This window comes from Lentzea sp. NPDC058436 (assembly GCF_042721515.1).
In the GTDB taxonomy this organism is placed as follows: domain Bacteria; phylum Actinomycetota; class Actinomycetes; order Mycobacteriales; family Pseudonocardiaceae; genus Lentzea.
Map to the genome: position 1 here is coordinate 420,321 of NZ_JBHXLF010000002.1, position 15,386 is coordinate 435,706.

At 70.5% G+C, this 15,386-nt stretch carries 14 protein-coding genes; 7 read left to right on the plus strand and 7 right to left on the minus strand.

The annotated features are described in order from the left end of the window. The first annotated feature begins 72 nt into the window (after positions 1-72). Complete coding sequence (locus tag ACFWN2_RS09500) at positions 73-960, plus strand: LysR family transcriptional regulator (protein WP_382426177.1); 888 nt, start codon at positions 73-75, stop codon at positions 958-960. Here ACFWN2_RS09500 and ACFWN2_RS09505 read toward each other — a convergent pair. Both ACFWN2_RS09505 and ACFWN2_RS09510 read right to left on the minus strand, forming a co-directional pair. After that, a complete protein-coding gene (locus tag ACFWN2_RS09505) occupies positions 950-2,566 on the minus strand; it encodes a tannase/feruloyl esterase family alpha/beta hydrolase (RefSeq protein WP_382426179.1) in 1,617 nt (538 codons plus the stop codon). The genes ACFWN2_RS09500 and ACFWN2_RS09505 overlap by 11 nt on opposite strands. Positions 2,567-2,578: 12 nt before the next feature. Then, a complete protein-coding gene (locus tag ACFWN2_RS09510) occupies positions 2,579-3,955 on the minus strand; it encodes an MFS transporter (RefSeq protein WP_382426181.1) in 1,377 nt (458 codons plus the stop codon). Between the two features lie 144 nt (positions 3,956-4,099). Between ACFWN2_RS09510 and ACFWN2_RS09515 the strand changes: the two genes are divergently transcribed. Further along, on the plus strand, positions 4,100-5,770 hold the full coding sequence (locus ACFWN2_RS09515; RefSeq protein WP_382426183.1) for a helix-turn-helix domain-containing protein: 1,671 nt from the start codon (positions 4,100-4,102) through the stop codon (positions 5,768-5,770). Here the strand turns inward: ACFWN2_RS09515 and ACFWN2_RS09520 are convergent. Beyond that, positions 5,732-7,363 carry a long-chain fatty acid--CoA ligase gene (locus ACFWN2_RS09520; protein WP_382426185.1) on the minus strand — a complete coding sequence of 544 codons (1,632 nt, stop codon included), beginning with the start codon at positions 7,361-7,363 and terminating at the stop codon, positions 5,732-5,734. The two genes, ACFWN2_RS09515 and ACFWN2_RS09520, sit on opposite strands and share 39 nt — an antisense overlap. A gap of 90 nt (positions 7,364-7,453) precedes the next feature. Continuing rightward, positions 7,454-8,302: a LysR family transcriptional regulator gene (locus ACFWN2_RS09525; RefSeq protein WP_382426186.1), complete on the minus strand. Its 849-nt coding sequence runs from the start codon at positions 8,300-8,302 to the stop codon at positions 7,454-7,456. 82 nt (positions 8,303-8,384) lie between these two features. Here ACFWN2_RS09525 and ACFWN2_RS09530 point away from each other — a divergent pair, with 82 nt between their 5' ends. Both ACFWN2_RS09530 and ACFWN2_RS09535 read left to right on the plus strand, forming a co-directional pair. Further along, complete coding sequence (locus ACFWN2_RS09530) at positions 8,385-9,245, plus strand: DMT family transporter (RefSeq protein WP_382426188.1); 861 nt, start codon at positions 8,385-8,387, stop codon at positions 9,243-9,245. A 25-nt stretch (positions 9,246-9,270) separates the two neighbouring features. Beyond that, the gene (locus tag ACFWN2_RS09535; protein ID WP_382426189.1) at positions 9,271-11,271 is read left to right on the plus strand and encodes a neutral/alkaline ceramidase; all 2,001 of its coding nucleotides are present in this window, start codon (positions 9,271-9,273) and stop codon (positions 11,269-11,271) included. A gap of 88 nt (positions 11,272-11,359) precedes the next feature. Here the strand turns inward: ACFWN2_RS09535 and ACFWN2_RS09540 are convergent, their stop codons facing one another. Next, positions 11,360-12,409: a saccharopine dehydrogenase NADP-binding domain-containing protein gene (locus ACFWN2_RS09540; RefSeq protein ID WP_382426191.1), complete on the minus strand. Its 1,050-nt coding sequence runs from the start codon at positions 12,407-12,409 to the stop codon at positions 11,360-11,362. 88 nt (positions 12,410-12,497) lie between these two features. Between ACFWN2_RS09540 and ACFWN2_RS09545 the strand changes: the two genes are divergently transcribed. Next, positions 12,498-13,067: a TetR/AcrR family transcriptional regulator gene (locus ACFWN2_RS09545; RefSeq protein WP_382426193.1), complete on the plus strand. Its 570-nt coding sequence runs from the start codon at positions 12,498-12,500 to the stop codon at positions 13,065-13,067. Positions 13,068-13,128: 61 nt separating this feature from the next. Then, positions 13,129-14,064, plus strand: coding sequence for an alpha/beta hydrolase (locus tag ACFWN2_RS09550; protein WP_382426195.1), 936 nt, complete (start codon positions 13,129-13,131; stop codon positions 14,062-14,064). Here ACFWN2_RS09550 and ACFWN2_RS09555 read toward each other — a convergent pair. Next, entirely contained in the window at positions 14,061-14,264 is a 204-nt protein-coding gene (locus ACFWN2_RS09555; RefSeq protein ID WP_382426197.1) for a hypothetical protein, read from the minus strand. The genes ACFWN2_RS09550 and ACFWN2_RS09555 overlap by 4 nt on opposite strands. On the opposite strand from ACFWN2_RS09555, the gene ACFWN2_RS09560 reads away from it, so the two are divergent. Beyond that, a complete protein-coding gene (locus ACFWN2_RS09560; RefSeq protein ID WP_382426198.1) occupies positions 14,254-14,490 on the plus strand; it encodes a hypothetical protein in 237 nt (78 codons plus the stop codon). The two genes, ACFWN2_RS09555 and ACFWN2_RS09560, sit on opposite strands and share 11 nt — an antisense overlap. 3 nt (positions 14,491-14,493) lie before the next feature. On the opposite strand, the gene ACFWN2_RS09565 is transcribed toward ACFWN2_RS09560, so the two are convergent. Beyond that, complete coding sequence (locus ACFWN2_RS09565) at positions 14,494-15,345, minus strand: universal stress protein (protein WP_382426199.1); 852 nt, start codon at positions 15,343-15,345, stop codon at positions 14,494-14,496. Positions 15,346-15,386: the final 41 nt, after the last annotated feature.

Consider the following 15,386-nt stretch of genomic DNA (forward strand, 5'->3'; position numbering starts at 1 on the left):
TGCGCGCCTGGATGTATCACGTCCAACGAAAGTTGAAGCTGAGGATCATCACTTTCTGAGATACTCGCTGGTGTGGATGTTCGTCAGCTGGAGTACTTCGTAGCGGTCGCGGAGGAGGGCAGCTTCACGCGTGCCGCCGCACGTGTGCACGTCGTCCAGTCCGCCGTGTCCGCCGCGATCAAGACCCTCGAACGCGAGCTCGGCGCCACCCTGCTCGACCGCAACTCCCAGCGCGTCCTGCTCACCGACGCGGGCGAGGCGCTGCTGCCCAAGGCCCAGGCCGTCCTGGACGCCGTGACCGAGGCGAAGGACGCCGTGGCACAGGTGAGGGGAGGCCTGACGGGGACGGTCCGGCTCGGCACGCTGAACGCGATGACCCTCATCGACCTGCCGGCGCTGCTCGGCGAGTTCCACCGCCGTCACCCCGGCGTGCTGGTGCGCACCAACGCGGCCACCACGGGCTCCATCGGGCTCGTCGAGCTGCTGCTGGACCGCAGGCTTGACGTGTCCTTCGTGTCGCTGCCGGGGGAGGTGCCGGCCGGGATCGTGCTCGACGAGCTCACCCACTCGGTCATGCACCTGGTCGTGCCGCACGACCACCCGCTGGCGGCGAGGACCGAGGTGTCCATCGCGGAGCTCGCCGGCCTGGACTTCATCGACTCACCGCTGGGCTACGGCAACCGCGCCGTGGTGGACCGCGCGTTCGCGGCCGGCGCGGTTCCCCGTCACGTGACCCTGGAGATGTCGGACCTGTTCACCGGCGTCGACTACGTGCGCCACGGCCTCGGCATCGCGTTGCTGCCGGGCTACGTCCTGCGCGACACGAGGGACGTCGCCGTGCTCCAGGTGACCGGCGCGGACCTGCGCTGGCCGGTCGGGCTGGCCCGACCGGCCGACCGCGCTCCGAGCGCCGCGACCAGGGCGTTGATCGCGGTGGTGCACGAGTTCCTCAGCCGGTGACGCAGGTGAAGCTCGCCGCGCTGTCCGGATCGCCCGCGCGGTACCGGGGCCAGGCGGGGTACTCGCACAACGGACGGGTGCGGTCGTGCGCGATGTCGGTCACCACGGGGTTGCGCGGCGACCGTCCACTCGCGACCCACTGTTCGAGTGCCGTGAGCGAGTCCCATCCGGCGGCGAACGCCGGGGTGCCGAAGTTGGCGTGGTTCGCGCCCGGCACCACGTAGTAGCGCAGGAACTCCCGTGTCTTCTCGGGGCCGAGGAGGTCGCGCACGCGTTCGTAGTAGTCGTTGGTCGAGAGGTGCGAGACGAGCTCGTCCGCCGCGCCGTGCACCAGGATCAGCTTGCCGCCCGAGCGCGCGAACGGCCGGAGGTCGACGTTGTTGCGGTCCTGGATCGTGGACAACCGGCTGATCCGGTCGAGCCACTTCCCGGGCCTGCGGGGATCCAGGTCGAGGGAGTTGAAGGCGGGGTCGCGGGTCAGGAAGTGCTTCACCCACTGGTCCCAGTACTGCATGCCGTACCCGCTGGTGACCGGCATCGGGTTGGCGGGCGCGGTCGTGCCGAACCCGAGGAACGGCGTCCGCATGTCGGCACCCGACAGGAACGGGAAGCCGGGGTACTGGGTTTCGCCGCTCGCGACGCGGTACGGCCACCGGAACGGCGTCGACATCGCCGTCACGGCACCGATCTGGGCATCGGAGAGGCAGGTGGGGCCCGTGTCCGCGCCATCGGGGCAGCGCAGGACACGGGGGTCGAAGTGGCACGCGCCCAGGTTCGAGACGACGCGGTCCGAAACGCCGTCAAGCCCGTCGCACGCGCTGATCACGTTGTCGTACAACAAGGTCTGCTTCGCCGGGCCGGGGAATGTACCGGGGCGGGAGAGGACCTGCGTCAGGTGGCCCAGGTACAGGACCTCGGCGAGGTTGTTCCACGCCGGATAGCCCGAGATCACGCCGTCGAACGCCTGCGGCCACCGCTGCGCGACGATCAGCGCCTCACGCCCGCCGGTCGATCCTCCGGCGAAGAACGTTCCGGCAGGGCTGCGCCCGTAGGCACGGCGGATCAGGAACTGGCTCGCGTCATGCGTCTTCTTCAGCGCGTCACCCGCGGCGAAGTTGCGCACCGCCTCGTCGTTCACGCCGAACGAGCCGTCGAGCGACGGCACGGCCACCGGTCCCTGCTGGTGGCCGGAGTCGCTGGCGAACACCGCGTACCCGCGCGCCAGGGGAGCCGGCGCGGTCGAGAACGGCACGTTCCCCGTCAGCGCCGGGATCGTGCCGTTGTAGCCACCGCCGCCGAACATCATCGCCTTGCGGTTCCAGCCGTGCGGCAACGAGATCCGCATCTTGATGGCGGGCGCCGACCGGTCGACCGGGTACAGGTCGGCGTCGACCTGGCAGTGCTCGACCGTCCGTCCACTCACGACACTGCTCGTCGTGGCGGCCGCGGTGACGCGACCACCCGTGGTCGGCAGGCTGATCGCCGAGGCCGGGATCCGCACCTGGTTCAGCGAGGCGCACTCCGGCACGGTCGTCGGCGCAGTGGCGAGGGCGGGGCCGGCGCCGAGCAGCAGCACCCCGGTCGCCGCGACAGCGAGCGTCTTCACGTCGGACCCCTTTCAGCGGTAGAGGTGCGTGCCGGGGACGGCCTGCGGGTCCTCGCGGACCTCGGCCGGGTTCGTCTCGGGCAGGAACCACGCGCTGACGAACGTGATCAGCCCCATCAGGGTGATGTAGGCGGCGACGGGGACCGTGCTGCCGGTCTCGGCGATGAGCGCCGTCATGAGGAACGGCGTGCCACCGCTGATGATGATCGCGGAGAGCTGGTAGGACAGCGACGCGCCGGAGTACCGGACGTTGGGCGCGAACAGCTCGCCGAGGAAGCTCGCGATCGGGCCGTACGTGAGGCTCTGGAAGATGAACCCGACCACGACGGCGACGAAGATCAGCGGCAGTGACGCGGTGTTGACGAGCCCGAAGTACGGGAAGCCCCACAGCGCCACGCCCAGTCCGCCGACGAGGATCAACGGCCGGCGCCCGATCCGGTCGGAGACGTGCCCCGCCCACGGCAGCGCAGCGAGCATCGCCACGGAACTGAGCAGCACGACGGCGAGCAGCCCGTCGCGGTCGAGCTTCAACGACGTGGTGCCGTAGTTGAGAAGTCCGGCGATGCTCACGTAGAAGAGGCTGTTGGTGGCGGACAGGATGCCGCAGGCGAGCAGGATCGTGCCCCACCGGCTCCGGATCACCTGCGCGAGCGGGGCACGCACGACCGCGCGTTCGGGCCGGGAGACCTCCTTCTGCAACTGGCGGAACTCCGGGGTGTCCTCCACTTTGGACTGGATGTACAGCACCACGGCGAACATCACGACGCTGACGAGGAACGGGATCCGCCAGCCCCAGCTCAGGAACGCGTCGTTCGGCATCAGCCCGCTGGCCGCCACGAAGATCAGGTTCGAGATGATCACGGCCACCGGAACGCTGGTCTGCCCGAACGTCCCGGCGAACCCGCGCCGCTTGGGACTCGCGGACTCGGTCAGCAGCAACATGATCCCGCCCCACTGACCACCCGCCGCCAGTCCCTGCAGGAACCTCAGCGTCACCAGCAGGATCGGAGCCAGCGCACCCACCGCCGACGCGCTGGGCAGGCAGCCGATCAGGAACGTCGCGGCGCCCATCAGCGCGAGACACGTGACCACAACCGGCTTGCGGCCGTACTTGTCCCCGAAGTGCCCGGCGAGCACCCCGCCGATCGGACGCGCCACGAAGCCCGCCCAGAACGTGCTGAACGCGAGCAGCGTGCCGGTCAGCGCCGAGGACTGCGGGAAGAACACCTTGGGGAACACCAGCGCGGCCGCGGTGCCGTACAGGAAGAAGTCGTACCACTCGATCGAACTGCCGATCAGCCCCACGGTCAGCAGCTTGCGGAAGCCGCGGCGGCGGGTCGCGTCGGTCTGGGCGGACTGCTCTTCGGGCTGGGCCAGAGGGGTTGCCATACATGCCGCCTTCGTCGATGAACCGGCAGGTGATGGCGGCCAATGCTAGGGCGGTGGCACCCTCCGGTTGAGGTCCGGATCACACACCGCTGAGGCTGGTTCGGTGGGCCTTTCCTCTACCGGCCGATGGGTGAGAATGGCCCGGTGAGCATCGACCCGAGTGAGTCGCACGAGCTCGTGCGCCGCCAGCGCGAACTGGCGTCGCTGTACGCCACGGCCAAGTCGCTGACGGCCCTCGGCGAACTGGACGACGTGCTGCAGTCGATCGTGCGCCACGCCCACGACCTGATGGGCACGGACTTCACGTACCTCTCGCTGGTCGCGGACGGCAGGCTGTCGGCCAAGGCGGCCGAGGGGACGATCTCGGCGGCGTTCCTGAGCGCGACCATCCCGGCGGGGGTCGGGCTCGGCGGCAAGGTGCTCGCGACCAGGCGCCCGCAGTGGGTGCCCAACTACGCCGCCTCGACCCTCATCGACCACGACGCCGGCTTCGACCGCCTCGTCGTCACGGAGGACCTGGTCGCGCTCCTCGGTGTGCCGCTGGTGATCCGCGACGAGGTGGTGGGCGCGCTGTTCGCCGCCTACCGCTCCGAACGGTCGTTCCACGCGGGCGAGATCGCGTTGCTCAGCGCGTTCGCCGACCACGCGGCGGTGGCGCTCGACAACGCGCGGCTCTACGAGGAGAGCCGCAAAGCGTTGCAGGAGCTGCGGAAGCACGTCGCCGTCGTCGAACGGGCGCAGGCGATCCACGAGACCCTCACCGGTGTGGTGCTGGAGGGAGGCACGCCGGACGACGTCGCCCAGCTCCTCGCCGGACAGCTGGGCGGGACCGTCGTCGTGCTCGACAGGGCGGCGGGAACCCGTTCCGGCCGGGTCACGACGTCGGTCGACGCCGACGGGATCGCGCACAGCGTGGCCCCGATCCGGGCGGGCGACAGCCACCTCGGCGCGCTGTCGTGGAGCCGGAAGGCGTTGCCGGAGCAGGACGTCTCGGACGAGATGGACCTGCGCACCCTCGAACGCGCCACGCACATCCTCGGGCTGCTGATCCTGAAGGAACGCGCGGTCGCCGACGCCAGCGAACGGCTCAGCGGCGAGCTGCTGACCGAGCTGATGGTCGGCAGCCCCGGCATCAGCCCGTCGCAGCGGTCACGCGCGCAGGCCAGGCACATCAACGCCGACCGGCTGAACCTGGTGCTGGTCGCGGACTCGCCCGCGCTGACCTCGACCGAGCTCGCGCGGCACCTGCACGACATCGCGAAGGACCGCGCCGGACTGGCGGGCGAACACCTGGGCAGGGCCACGATGATCGTGCCCAGCACCGACGACGAGCGCACCGTCGAGGACGTGCACCGGCGGCTCCGGCGTGCGCTCGGCGGTTCCGTCGTCGTGGTGGGGGAGCGGGCCGCCGGCCACGACTGGACGCGCGCGTTCTCGCTGGCAAGTCGTTGTGGCGCGGTCATCCGGGCTCTCGGGCACACCGACCGGGGCGTCACGACGAGCCGGTACGCGCTGTACGCGATGATCTTCGACGCCGACCGGGTGCGCGAGCTCGACCGGTTCCTCGACACCTCCGTGGGTCCGCTGGCCGACTACGACCAGCGACGCGGCACCGACCTCGTCGGCACCCTCAGCGCCTACTACGACCACCGCGCGAACGTCGCCGCGACCGCACGCGCGTTGCACGTGCACGTCAACACGTTGCTGAAGAGGCTGGACCGGGTCAGTGACGTTCTCGGTGCGGACTGGCGCACCGAGAACGACCTGGAGCTGCAGCTAGGCCTGCAGCTGTTCCGCTTGCGCGACCTGGGTTGAGCCGCGCAGGGCGCTCTTGGAGAGCTTGCCCGTGCCGGTCTTGGGCAAGGCGGTCCGGAAGACGACCTCGTCGGGCAGCCACCACTTGGCGACCGCGGGCGTGATGTGCCGCAAGAGCTCGTCCCCGGTGGTGGCGCTGCCGTCGCGCAGCACGACGTAGGCCACCGGCCGTTCGCCCCACTTCGGGTCCGGGCGCGCGATCACGGCGACCTCGACGACGTCGGGGTGCGAGGTGAGGGCGCTCTCCAGCTCGACCGAGGAGATCCACTCGCCGCCGGACTTGATCAGGTCCTTCATCCGGTCGACGAGCCGGATGTAGCCGTCGGTGTCGATCGTGGCGAGGTCGCCGGTGCGCAGCCAGCCGTCGTCGGTGAAGCTCTCCACCGCGTCCACCTGGAAGTAGCCGCCCGCCACCCAGGGGCCCGCCACCTGCAGCTCGCCGATCGCCCGGCCGTCGCGGGGGAGTTCCTGGCCCGTCTCGACGTCGGCGATCCGCAGGTTCACGAGTGGCAGTGGCTGGCCCTGCGCCGCCCGCACCGCGGTCCGTTCGGGCTCGGTCGTGCCGGAGTGCTGGGTGCGGGTGCCGCCGATCGTCCCGACAGGACTGATCTCCGTCATGCCCCAGGAGTGGGTGATCGGGACGCCGAGCGCGGCCCGGAACGTCTCGGACAGCGCCGGGGCGATCACCGAGCCACCGCCGAGCAGGAACCGCGTGGCGCTCAGGTCGTGGAACGCCAGCTGGGGAACCAGGCTCGTCCACACCGTCGGCACGGCCCCGGCGACGGTGACGCGTTCGGTCTCCATCAGCGTCAGCAGGTGCGTCGGGTCCGACGACGGGCCGGGCAGCACCAGCGAGGCGCCCGTCATCATCGCGCCGTAGGGCAGGCCCCAGGCGTTGGCGTGGAACATGGGCACGATCGGCATCACGACGTCGCTCTCGCACAGGCCGATGAACCCGGCGGCGAGCGTGCCCAGGCAGTGCAGGATCGTCGAGCGGTGGCTGTACAGCACGCCTTTCGGCGGCCCGGTCGTGCCGGAGGTGTAGCAGAGCCCGGAGGCCAGGTTCTCGTCGGCGAGCGTGAACGAGTCCTCGAACGAGCCCTCGAACGGTTCGGCGGCCGTGACCAGGTCGTCGTAGTGCAGGACGCGGGGGTCGGCGGGGATCGGCTCGTCGCTGTCGTCGGGCAGGACCACCCAGTGCCGGACCTTCGGCATCCGGTCGGCGCTGGGCCAGATCCTCGGCAGCAGCGCGCGGTCGACGAACACGACGTCGTCCTCGGCGTGGTTGACGATGTACTCGAGGTGCTCCGCCGACAGCCGGATGTTGATGGAGTGCAGCACCCGCTTCGTGATCGGCACCGCGAGGTAGAGCTCCAGGTGCCGACGCGTGTTGGTGGCGAACGTGGCGACCCGCGCGCTGGCCGGGACACCGAGCGAGTCGAGCGCGGTCGCGAGCCGTCGTGTCCGCGTGGCCACCTCGGCGTACGTGACGCGCTCGCCGACCGTCACGACCTGCTTGTGCGCGTACAGCCGCTCGGCCCGCTCCAGCACGTGCGCGAGGGTGAGCGGCCGGGGTTGCATCAGCCCGTCCATGGGAAGTCACACTAAGTGAGCTCCTGGACGGGCGAGAGAGGAGAACCTTCCACTCATCTCCCTGTTGTGGCAGCGATTTCTCACACCGCTTCAGGCGCGGTAGGCGTCGCACGCCAGCGTGATCAGGTCGGTGAGGTGCTGCGGTGGCTGGTCCTTCCACCACGCGAGCCACACCGCGATCGGCGGCGCGTCCACCACGGCCCGGTAGGCGACGCCGGGGCGCGGGTTCAGGCTCGCCGTCGCCTCCGACGTCATGCCGACGGCCTGCCCGGCGGCGATCAGCGTCAGCCACTCGTCGACGCTGCTCGTGTTGCGGACGACGGCCGGCGCCTTGCCGGGTTGCCAGAGGTCCAGGGTGGTCGTGCCGGTGCGGTCGTCCACGGCCAGCGAGTAGCGGGCCAGGTCGGCGAGCTTGAGCGAACGCTTGCGCGCCAACGGGTTGTCCGTCGCGACCACACCGTAGCGGCGTTCGGTGCCCAGCAACGCCGTCTCGAACCTCGTGTCCTCCAGGGCTTTGCGCACGACGGCGATGTCGGCGGTGCCCTCGGCGAGCCCGGCCGTCAGCGAGTTCGACTGCGCGAACACCAGCGGCAAGCCGGGATGCTGTGCGGCCCAGGCCTTCTGCACGCGCCGGGTGTGCTTGCCGAGCGCCGCCCAGGCGTAGCCGATGCGGAGCTCCGTCAGCGACTGGGACGCGATCCGGTGCAGGTGCGCGACCTCGTCCAGCACCCGCCGCGCGCCTTCGAGCACCTGGGCGCCGGTCGTGGTGAGCGAGACGTGCCGCGGTGAGCGCTGCAGGAGCCGCACGCCCAGGGTGGCTTCGAGCGCGGCGACCGAACGGGACACGGACGCCTGGGTGAGGCCGAGGGTGGTGGCGGCGTCGGTGAAGGTGCCGGCGTCCACCACGGCGACGAAGGCCTTCAGATGCCGCAGGTCCATGCCGTCGAATCTATACGTCAGACGTATCGTCGGCACGGCCGATGCATTTCCCGTATCGCACTCGGGACCGCAGGCTGGCGGCATGAAGAGCCTCGGTGGATTCGCCACGATGACCGCCAGCGCCGCCAGCAGTCAGCTCGGCGCCGCGGTGGGCGCGCACGCGTTCGCCACGATCGGCCCGGCCGGGGTGGTGGCCGTCCGCCAGTTCGTCGCCGCCGCAGTGTTGCTGCCCGTCGCCCGCCCGAACCCGCGAAGATTCACCTGGGCGCAGTGGTGGCCGACGATCGCGCTCGGCGTGGTGTTCGCGACCATGAACCTCAGCCTCTACACCGCCGTCGACCGGATCGGGCTGGGTCTCGCGGTCACGCTGGAGGTCCTCGGGCCGCTGTGCGTCGCGCTGGCGGCGTCCCGCACCCGGCTCGACTTCCTGTTCGTGCTGATCGCGGCCGCCGGCGTCTACGTGCTGGTGCTGCCGGGGCCGTCCAGCGACTGGATCGGCATCGGCGCCGGACTGCTGGCCGCGGCGAGCTGGGCCGCGTACATCCTGCTCAACCGCCTGGTCGGACAGCGGCTGCCCGGCCTGCAGGCGCCCGCGGCGGCGACCAGCGTGTCGGCGCTGCTGTACCTGCCGGTCGCGGTGTTCCTGATCGTCCAGGGGCACTTCAGCGGCATGGCCGTGCTGTACGCGGTGGCGGCCGGCATCTTCTGCAGCGTGGTGCCCTACGCGGCCGACGTGATCGTGCTGCGCAAGGTGCCCGCGAGGCTGTTCGGGCTGGCGTGCAGCGCGCATCCGGTGCTCGCCGCCCTGGCCGGTCTCGTGCTGCTGGGCGAGACCCTGGAACTCCACCACTGGGCTGGAATCTTGCTCGTCGTCACCGCCAACGCACTCGCGGTGACTTGCTCTCAGTGGTCTGGATCACCTACCGTCGACCCTGAAATGTGAATCCAATTCACTTAGCGGGGTGTTCATGCGGACGAAAGTCTTGACGGTGGTCGCCGCACTCGTCGGTGCGGCGCTGGTCAGCGGACCGTTCGCGTGGGCGGAACCCGAGCCGTACCTCGTGGGCCGGGGCATCTCGGACGTCACCGGCCCGGCCGCCGAGAACGGCATGATGGGCTACTCGAAGTTCGACCAGAAGACGACGGGCCTGCACCAGCGGCTGCGGTCGCGGGCCTACGTCGTGGTCGACCGCACCACGAACAAGCGCGTCGCGTACGTCAACGCCGACCTCGCGATGATCTTCCGCGCGGTGCAGGAGGGCGTGCTCGCGAAGCTCCAGGCCAAGTACGGCACCACCTACACGCGCGACAACCTGCTGCTGTCCGCCACGCACACGCACAGCGGTCCCGGCGGCCAGTCGCACAACATCGCCTACAACCTGTCGATCCTCGGCCTGCAGCCGCAGGCGCTCGCGGCCGTGGTCGACGGCATCACCGAGTCGGTCGTCGAGGCGCACGAGGACGTGAAGCCCGGCTCGATCAGCCTCGGCGTCGGCGAGCTCACGAACGCGTCGGTCAACCGGTCGCGCGTGGCGTTCGACCGCAACCCGGACAAGGGTTCCTTCCCCGCCGGTATCGACCCGCAGATGACAGTGCTGAAGTTCCGGCAGTCCGGGAACGACGTCGGCGCGATCAGCTGGTTCGCGACGCACAACACGTCGATCACCAACGCCAACACGCTGATCAGCCCCGACAACAAGGGCTACGCGGCGTACCAGTGGGAGCACGACGACGAGGGCGTCCGTTACCTGGACAACACCGCGGGCTTCGTGGCGGCGTTCCCGAACACCAACGCGGGCGACATGTCGCCGAACCTCAACCTGAAGCCCGGTTCCGGCCCCACCGAGAACGAGTTCGAGAACGCCCGCATCATCGGCGAGCGCCAGAACCGCAAGGCGCAGGAGATCTACAACGGCCCGCAGAGCACCATCTCCGGCGGCGTCGACTCGCGCATGCGGTTCGTGGACATGTCGGCCGTGCAGGTCGAGGGCCGCTTCACCGACACCGGCCAGCCCGGCACCACCTGCTCCGGCGTCGTCGGCGCGTCGACCATCGCGGGCAGCATCGAGGACGGCCCGGCCATCCCCGGCTTCGCCGAGGGCATGCAGTCGCCGTGGAAGAAGCTGTTCGAGCCGCTGCAGATGGAGGTCCCGCAGTGGCTGCGGGACTGCCAGTTCCCCAAGGCGTCGCTGGTGCCGACGGGTCTGATCGGTGCCACCCCGAACGTCGTGCCGCTGCAGATCGTCCGCATCGGACAGCTGCACCTCGTCGCCGTGCCCGGTGAGGTCACGATCACCGCGGGCCTGCGCATCCGCAAGGCGGTGGCCGCCGAGGCCGGTGTGCCGCTGCAGAACGTGCTGATCCAGGGCTACGCCAACGACTACAGCCAGTACGTCACCACGCCGGAGGAGTACGACTCGCAGCAGTACGAGGGCGGCTCCACGTTGTTCGGCCGGAACACCACGCCCGCCTACCAGCAGGAGTTCGGCAAGCTGGCGGCGTCGATGAAGGCCGGCACCACGCTGCCCGCCGGCCCGACGCCGGGCAAGCCGCCGTTCACCGAGATCAACCTGCAGACCGGCGTCGTGCTCGACGACAAGCCCGCGGACAAGAAGTACGGCGACGTGCTCACCGCCCCGAAGGCTTCGTACGCGCGCGGCGAGACCGTCACGTCCGTGTTCGTCACCGGCCACCCGAAGAACAACCTGCACCGCAACCACACCTTCCTGGAGGTGCAGCGGCAGGTGAACGGCGCCTGGGTGCGCGTGGCCGACGACGGTGACTGGTCCACGCGCTACAAGTGGGAACGGGTCGGCATCGCGTTCTCGAACGCCACGATCACCTGGCAGATTCCGGCGGACACGCCGGCGGGCACCTATCGGATCGTGCACCACGGTGACGAGAAGAGCGGGTGGACCGGGAAGATCAGCGGGTTCACGGGGGCGACGGCGGGCTTCACGGTCGGCTGAGGTCGGCCGGGAGTCGGCTGAGGGACTCGCATTCCCGCTGCGGGCTTCCCCGTCAGCTGGGACTCGCTTTGCCCAAGCGGGCTCCTCGTCAGCTCAGGAACTCGCCACCCGCGGCGGTGGCGAGTTCGGGGCCGAAGGCGGCCGCGGGCGTGTAGGCGCCGGGCTTGCCCTCGCCCCTCGCGAGCCGTGCCGCGACCTCCGCGGACACGCCCGCGGTGAAGTCCATGCCCTCACCCGCTTTCAGCCACCCCTCGCGGGTCGTGCCGTCGGGCCAGGTGACCACGGCGTGCCCCCAGGAGTGCGTGCGAGGGCTCGGCGCGGCCTTGGTCTCGACCCCGGCCATCCGGCCGATGGCGAAGCGCCGCAACGGTTCCAGCGCGAGCAGCCGTCCCGCCAGCGGCAACACGGCCCTCATGACCGGTGAGGCGGGCATCATCGCGGTGGCGGCGATGACCTCCGGTGCACCGCTTGCTCGTTGAGCTGCCAGCAGTTCGGCGGACGGCGCCTCGGAGACGGCGGCTTGCTCACCGTCGGGCAGGTGGAGGGTCCGCGCGCCCGTGCCGATGCTCGACTTCGTCAGGGAGCCGTTGCGGAAGCGGCGCCCGCCGGTCACGAGCACGTCGATGATCGACGCGGCCAGGGCGCTGCCCAGCAACCCGGCCTCGATGGCCACCGCCGCCACCGCGTCGACCCGCACCTGAGCAGGTACCGGCCTGCCCTCGCACAGCTTCGCGACGACGGCTTCCGTTGCGAGGACGCCGAACCCGGCGCCCGTGACGAGAGTGCTGCCCGCCGCCGCGGCCTCGTCGTGCAGCGCGAGCAACCGTGGGACGGCGGTCAGGTCCGCGGCCTGGTCGAGGTAGTGCCCGCCGGGCAGGCAGGCGCGCGCGATGGTCGTCGCGGACTCGCCGTAACCACCGATGGTGTTGACGACGACGGCGGGTCGTTCCTCCCTGATCGCCGCCGCGATGCGCTCGGCGCCGTCCGCGATCACCACCCGCAGGCCGGTCGACGCCGCCAGTTCACTTAGCCGTGCGCTCTCCCTGCCGACCAGCACGACGTTCTCGCCGCGGTCGAGCAGGGCGGTGGTGACGGCGCGGCCGACGCGTCCCGTAGCGCCCAGAACCCAGATGCTCATGGCTTTCCTCCGAGTGACGTCTCAGTGTGTCATCACCAACGTAGCACGGGTGACGGCACACTGAGACATCACTGGGTAGGATGACGGCGTGGCCAGGTGGGATCCGGGAACCGAAGATCGTCTCAGGCGGGCGGCGCTCGAACTGTTCGTCGAGCACGGGTACGACGACGTGACCGTCACGCAGATCGCCGAGCGCGCGGGCATCACGCGCCGCTCGTACTTCCGCTACTTCCCGGACAAGCGCGAGGTGCTCTTCGCCGGCTCGGAACAGCTGCCGCCCGTGATCGCCGAGGCCGTGCGCGCCTCGGAGGAGACGTCGCCGCCCGCCATCGCGCTCGATGCGGCCAGGCGGGTCGGCGTCCTGCTCGTGGAACGCGTCGGCCGCACGGTCGAGCGTCGTGCGGTGATCGCGTCCAGTCCGGAACTGCAGGAGCGCGAACGGACCAAGAGCGCCGCGATGACGGCGGCCCTGGCCGACGCGCTGGCCGAGCGCGGTGCTGTGGAGCCCGGCCTCCTGGCCCGGCTCGTCGCTGTCTGCCTCCAGGAGGCCTTTGAGCGCTGGCTCGACACGGGCGAGGACTTCGGGGCGTGCTTCGATGCGGTCGTGGCGTCGGTTCGCTCGGCGGCGGAGCTATTCCCGTCATCGGTGAGGTCGTGATTACGTTGTGCACGATTTAATCGCGCACTAGCTTTATGGCATCCGACCCGAAGGAGCAGCCATGAAGCGCCCAGTCCTCGAACCCGCCGCCGCCGAGTTCGCCGCCGCGACCGCCCAGCGCCCGTTCCTGTTCGAGATCACCCCCGAGGAGGGCCGCAAGGCCGTCGACGAGGTGCAGTCGGGCGAGATCGACAAGCCCGAGGTCGACGAGCAGTGGGTGGAGCTCGACGGCTTCAAGGTCCGCGTCGTCAAGCCTGCTGGTGTCGAGGGTCAGCTTCCCGTCGTCCTCTACATCCACGGCGCGGGCTGGGTCTTCGGCAACGCCCACACCCACGACCGCCTGGTCCGCGAACTCGCCGTCGGCACCGGCGCGGCCGTCGTCTTCCCGGACTACTCGCGCTCGCCAGAGGCCCGCTACCCGGTCGCGATCAACCAGAACTACGCCACCGCGCAGTGGATCCAGACCTCCGGCGCCTCGTACGGCCTGGACGCCTCGCGCGTAGCGGTGGCCGGCGACTCGGTCGGTGGCAACATGGCGGCGGCCTTGACGTTGCAGGCCAAGGAACGCGGTGACGTGCCGCTGAAGGCCCAGGTGCTCTTCTACCCGGTCACGGACGCGGCCTTCGACACGGACTCGTACCTGCAGTTCGCCGAGGGCTACTTCCTGCGCCGCGACGGCATGCAGTGGTTCTGGGACCAGTACACGACCAACCCGGTCGAGCGCGCCGAGATCACCGCGTCCCCGTTGCGCGCCACGCTCGACCAGTTGGAAGGCCTGCCCCAGGCACTCGTCATCACCGCCGAGGCCGACGTCCTGCGCGACGAGGGCGAGGCCTACGCCGACAAGCTGCGCGCGGCCGGTGTGCCCGTCACCGCCGTCCGGTACGCGGGCGCGATCCACGACTTCGTGATGCTCAACGCGTTGCGCGGCACGCACGCGGCTGAGGGCGCGATCAGCCAGGCGGTGGCGTTCCTCCGCAAGGCGCTGAACGACTAACCGCGCGACGTCCTGGTGACGTGGAACGGCGTGCCCTGCTGGCACGTGGTCATCGCACCGGGATCAGCCCGCCCGCTCACCTCCACCACGGCGCCGGCCACCGCGATCGCGGGGTCGGCGCCGAGCAGCAGGTACTGCTCACCGGGCGTGGAGAGCAGCGTGCACCCGGACTCGACCCCGGCGGACACGGTGCCACGCACCGTCTTCAACGTCGGGTCGAGCGCACGCGACGGCGTCGGCAGCGTGGGCGGCGGCGGTGCGGACGTCGGTACCGGGACGCTCGGTGGGGCCGAACTCGGCGGCGACATCACCGCCGTGGACGTCACCACGCTCGGCGGGCTCGACGCGGGCACCTGGGGCGGCGGCACTTGGCCGCACGAAGCCAGGACCAGACACAGCAGCACGGCCGCTAACCCACGCATCTGAACGTCACCTCCGATGGACCACCGCGACCGGGCACGGCGCGTGGTGGAGCACAGCGTGGCTCACCGAACCCAGGATCGCACGCGTCACGGCGCCGCGGCCGTGGCTGCCCACCGCGACGAGAGCAGCGCCGTCGGCCGCTTGGAGCAACGCGCGGGCGGGCGCGTCGAAGACGACCTCGTGTGCCACGTGCACGTCCGGCCAGCGCGCGGCGTGGGGTGCGAGCTGTTCGTCGAGCAGCTTGGAGAGGTCCGCGCGGACGTGGTCGACGTCCGGCTCGGGCAGTTCGGCCCAGCCCGCGTCGTTGAACGCGTAGACGGCGAGCAACTCGCGGCCGTGGCGGGCGGCGTACTCGAAGGCGAACGCGATCGCGTCGGTGGACGTGTCGGAGCCGTCGACTCCCACGACCACGCGGCCGTCGACCGGGCCGGAGCGCGTCACGATCACGGGGCGGCCGGCCGTCGACACGAGTTCGATGGCGGTGGAGCCCAGGAACATCTCCGCGATGCCGGTGCGGCCGGACGAGCCGAGCACGAGCAGGTCGCCGGGTTCGGCGGCGAGGACGTCGACCGGGCGGCCGATGCGCACGTGCGTGGCGACCTCCAGCGACGGCCAGCCCTCGCGGATCTCCGCGGCCAGTTCGGCCAGGTGGTCCTCGGCGGCCTTGGACATCGTCTCCTCGGTGACGAACTCCGGCACCGGGATGGACATCGGTGTGAACACCGGTTCTGGCAGGGGAGCGCGTACCGCGTGCACGACCTGGAGCGCCGCACCGCAGCGGGATGCTTCCTCGGCACCGAACCGCACCGCGCGCCTGGCCAGGTCGGAACCGTCGAAACCGACGACGACCGTCGACATGGAAACCACCTCCGACCGGGAAGTACCCGATCGGAGGTGGT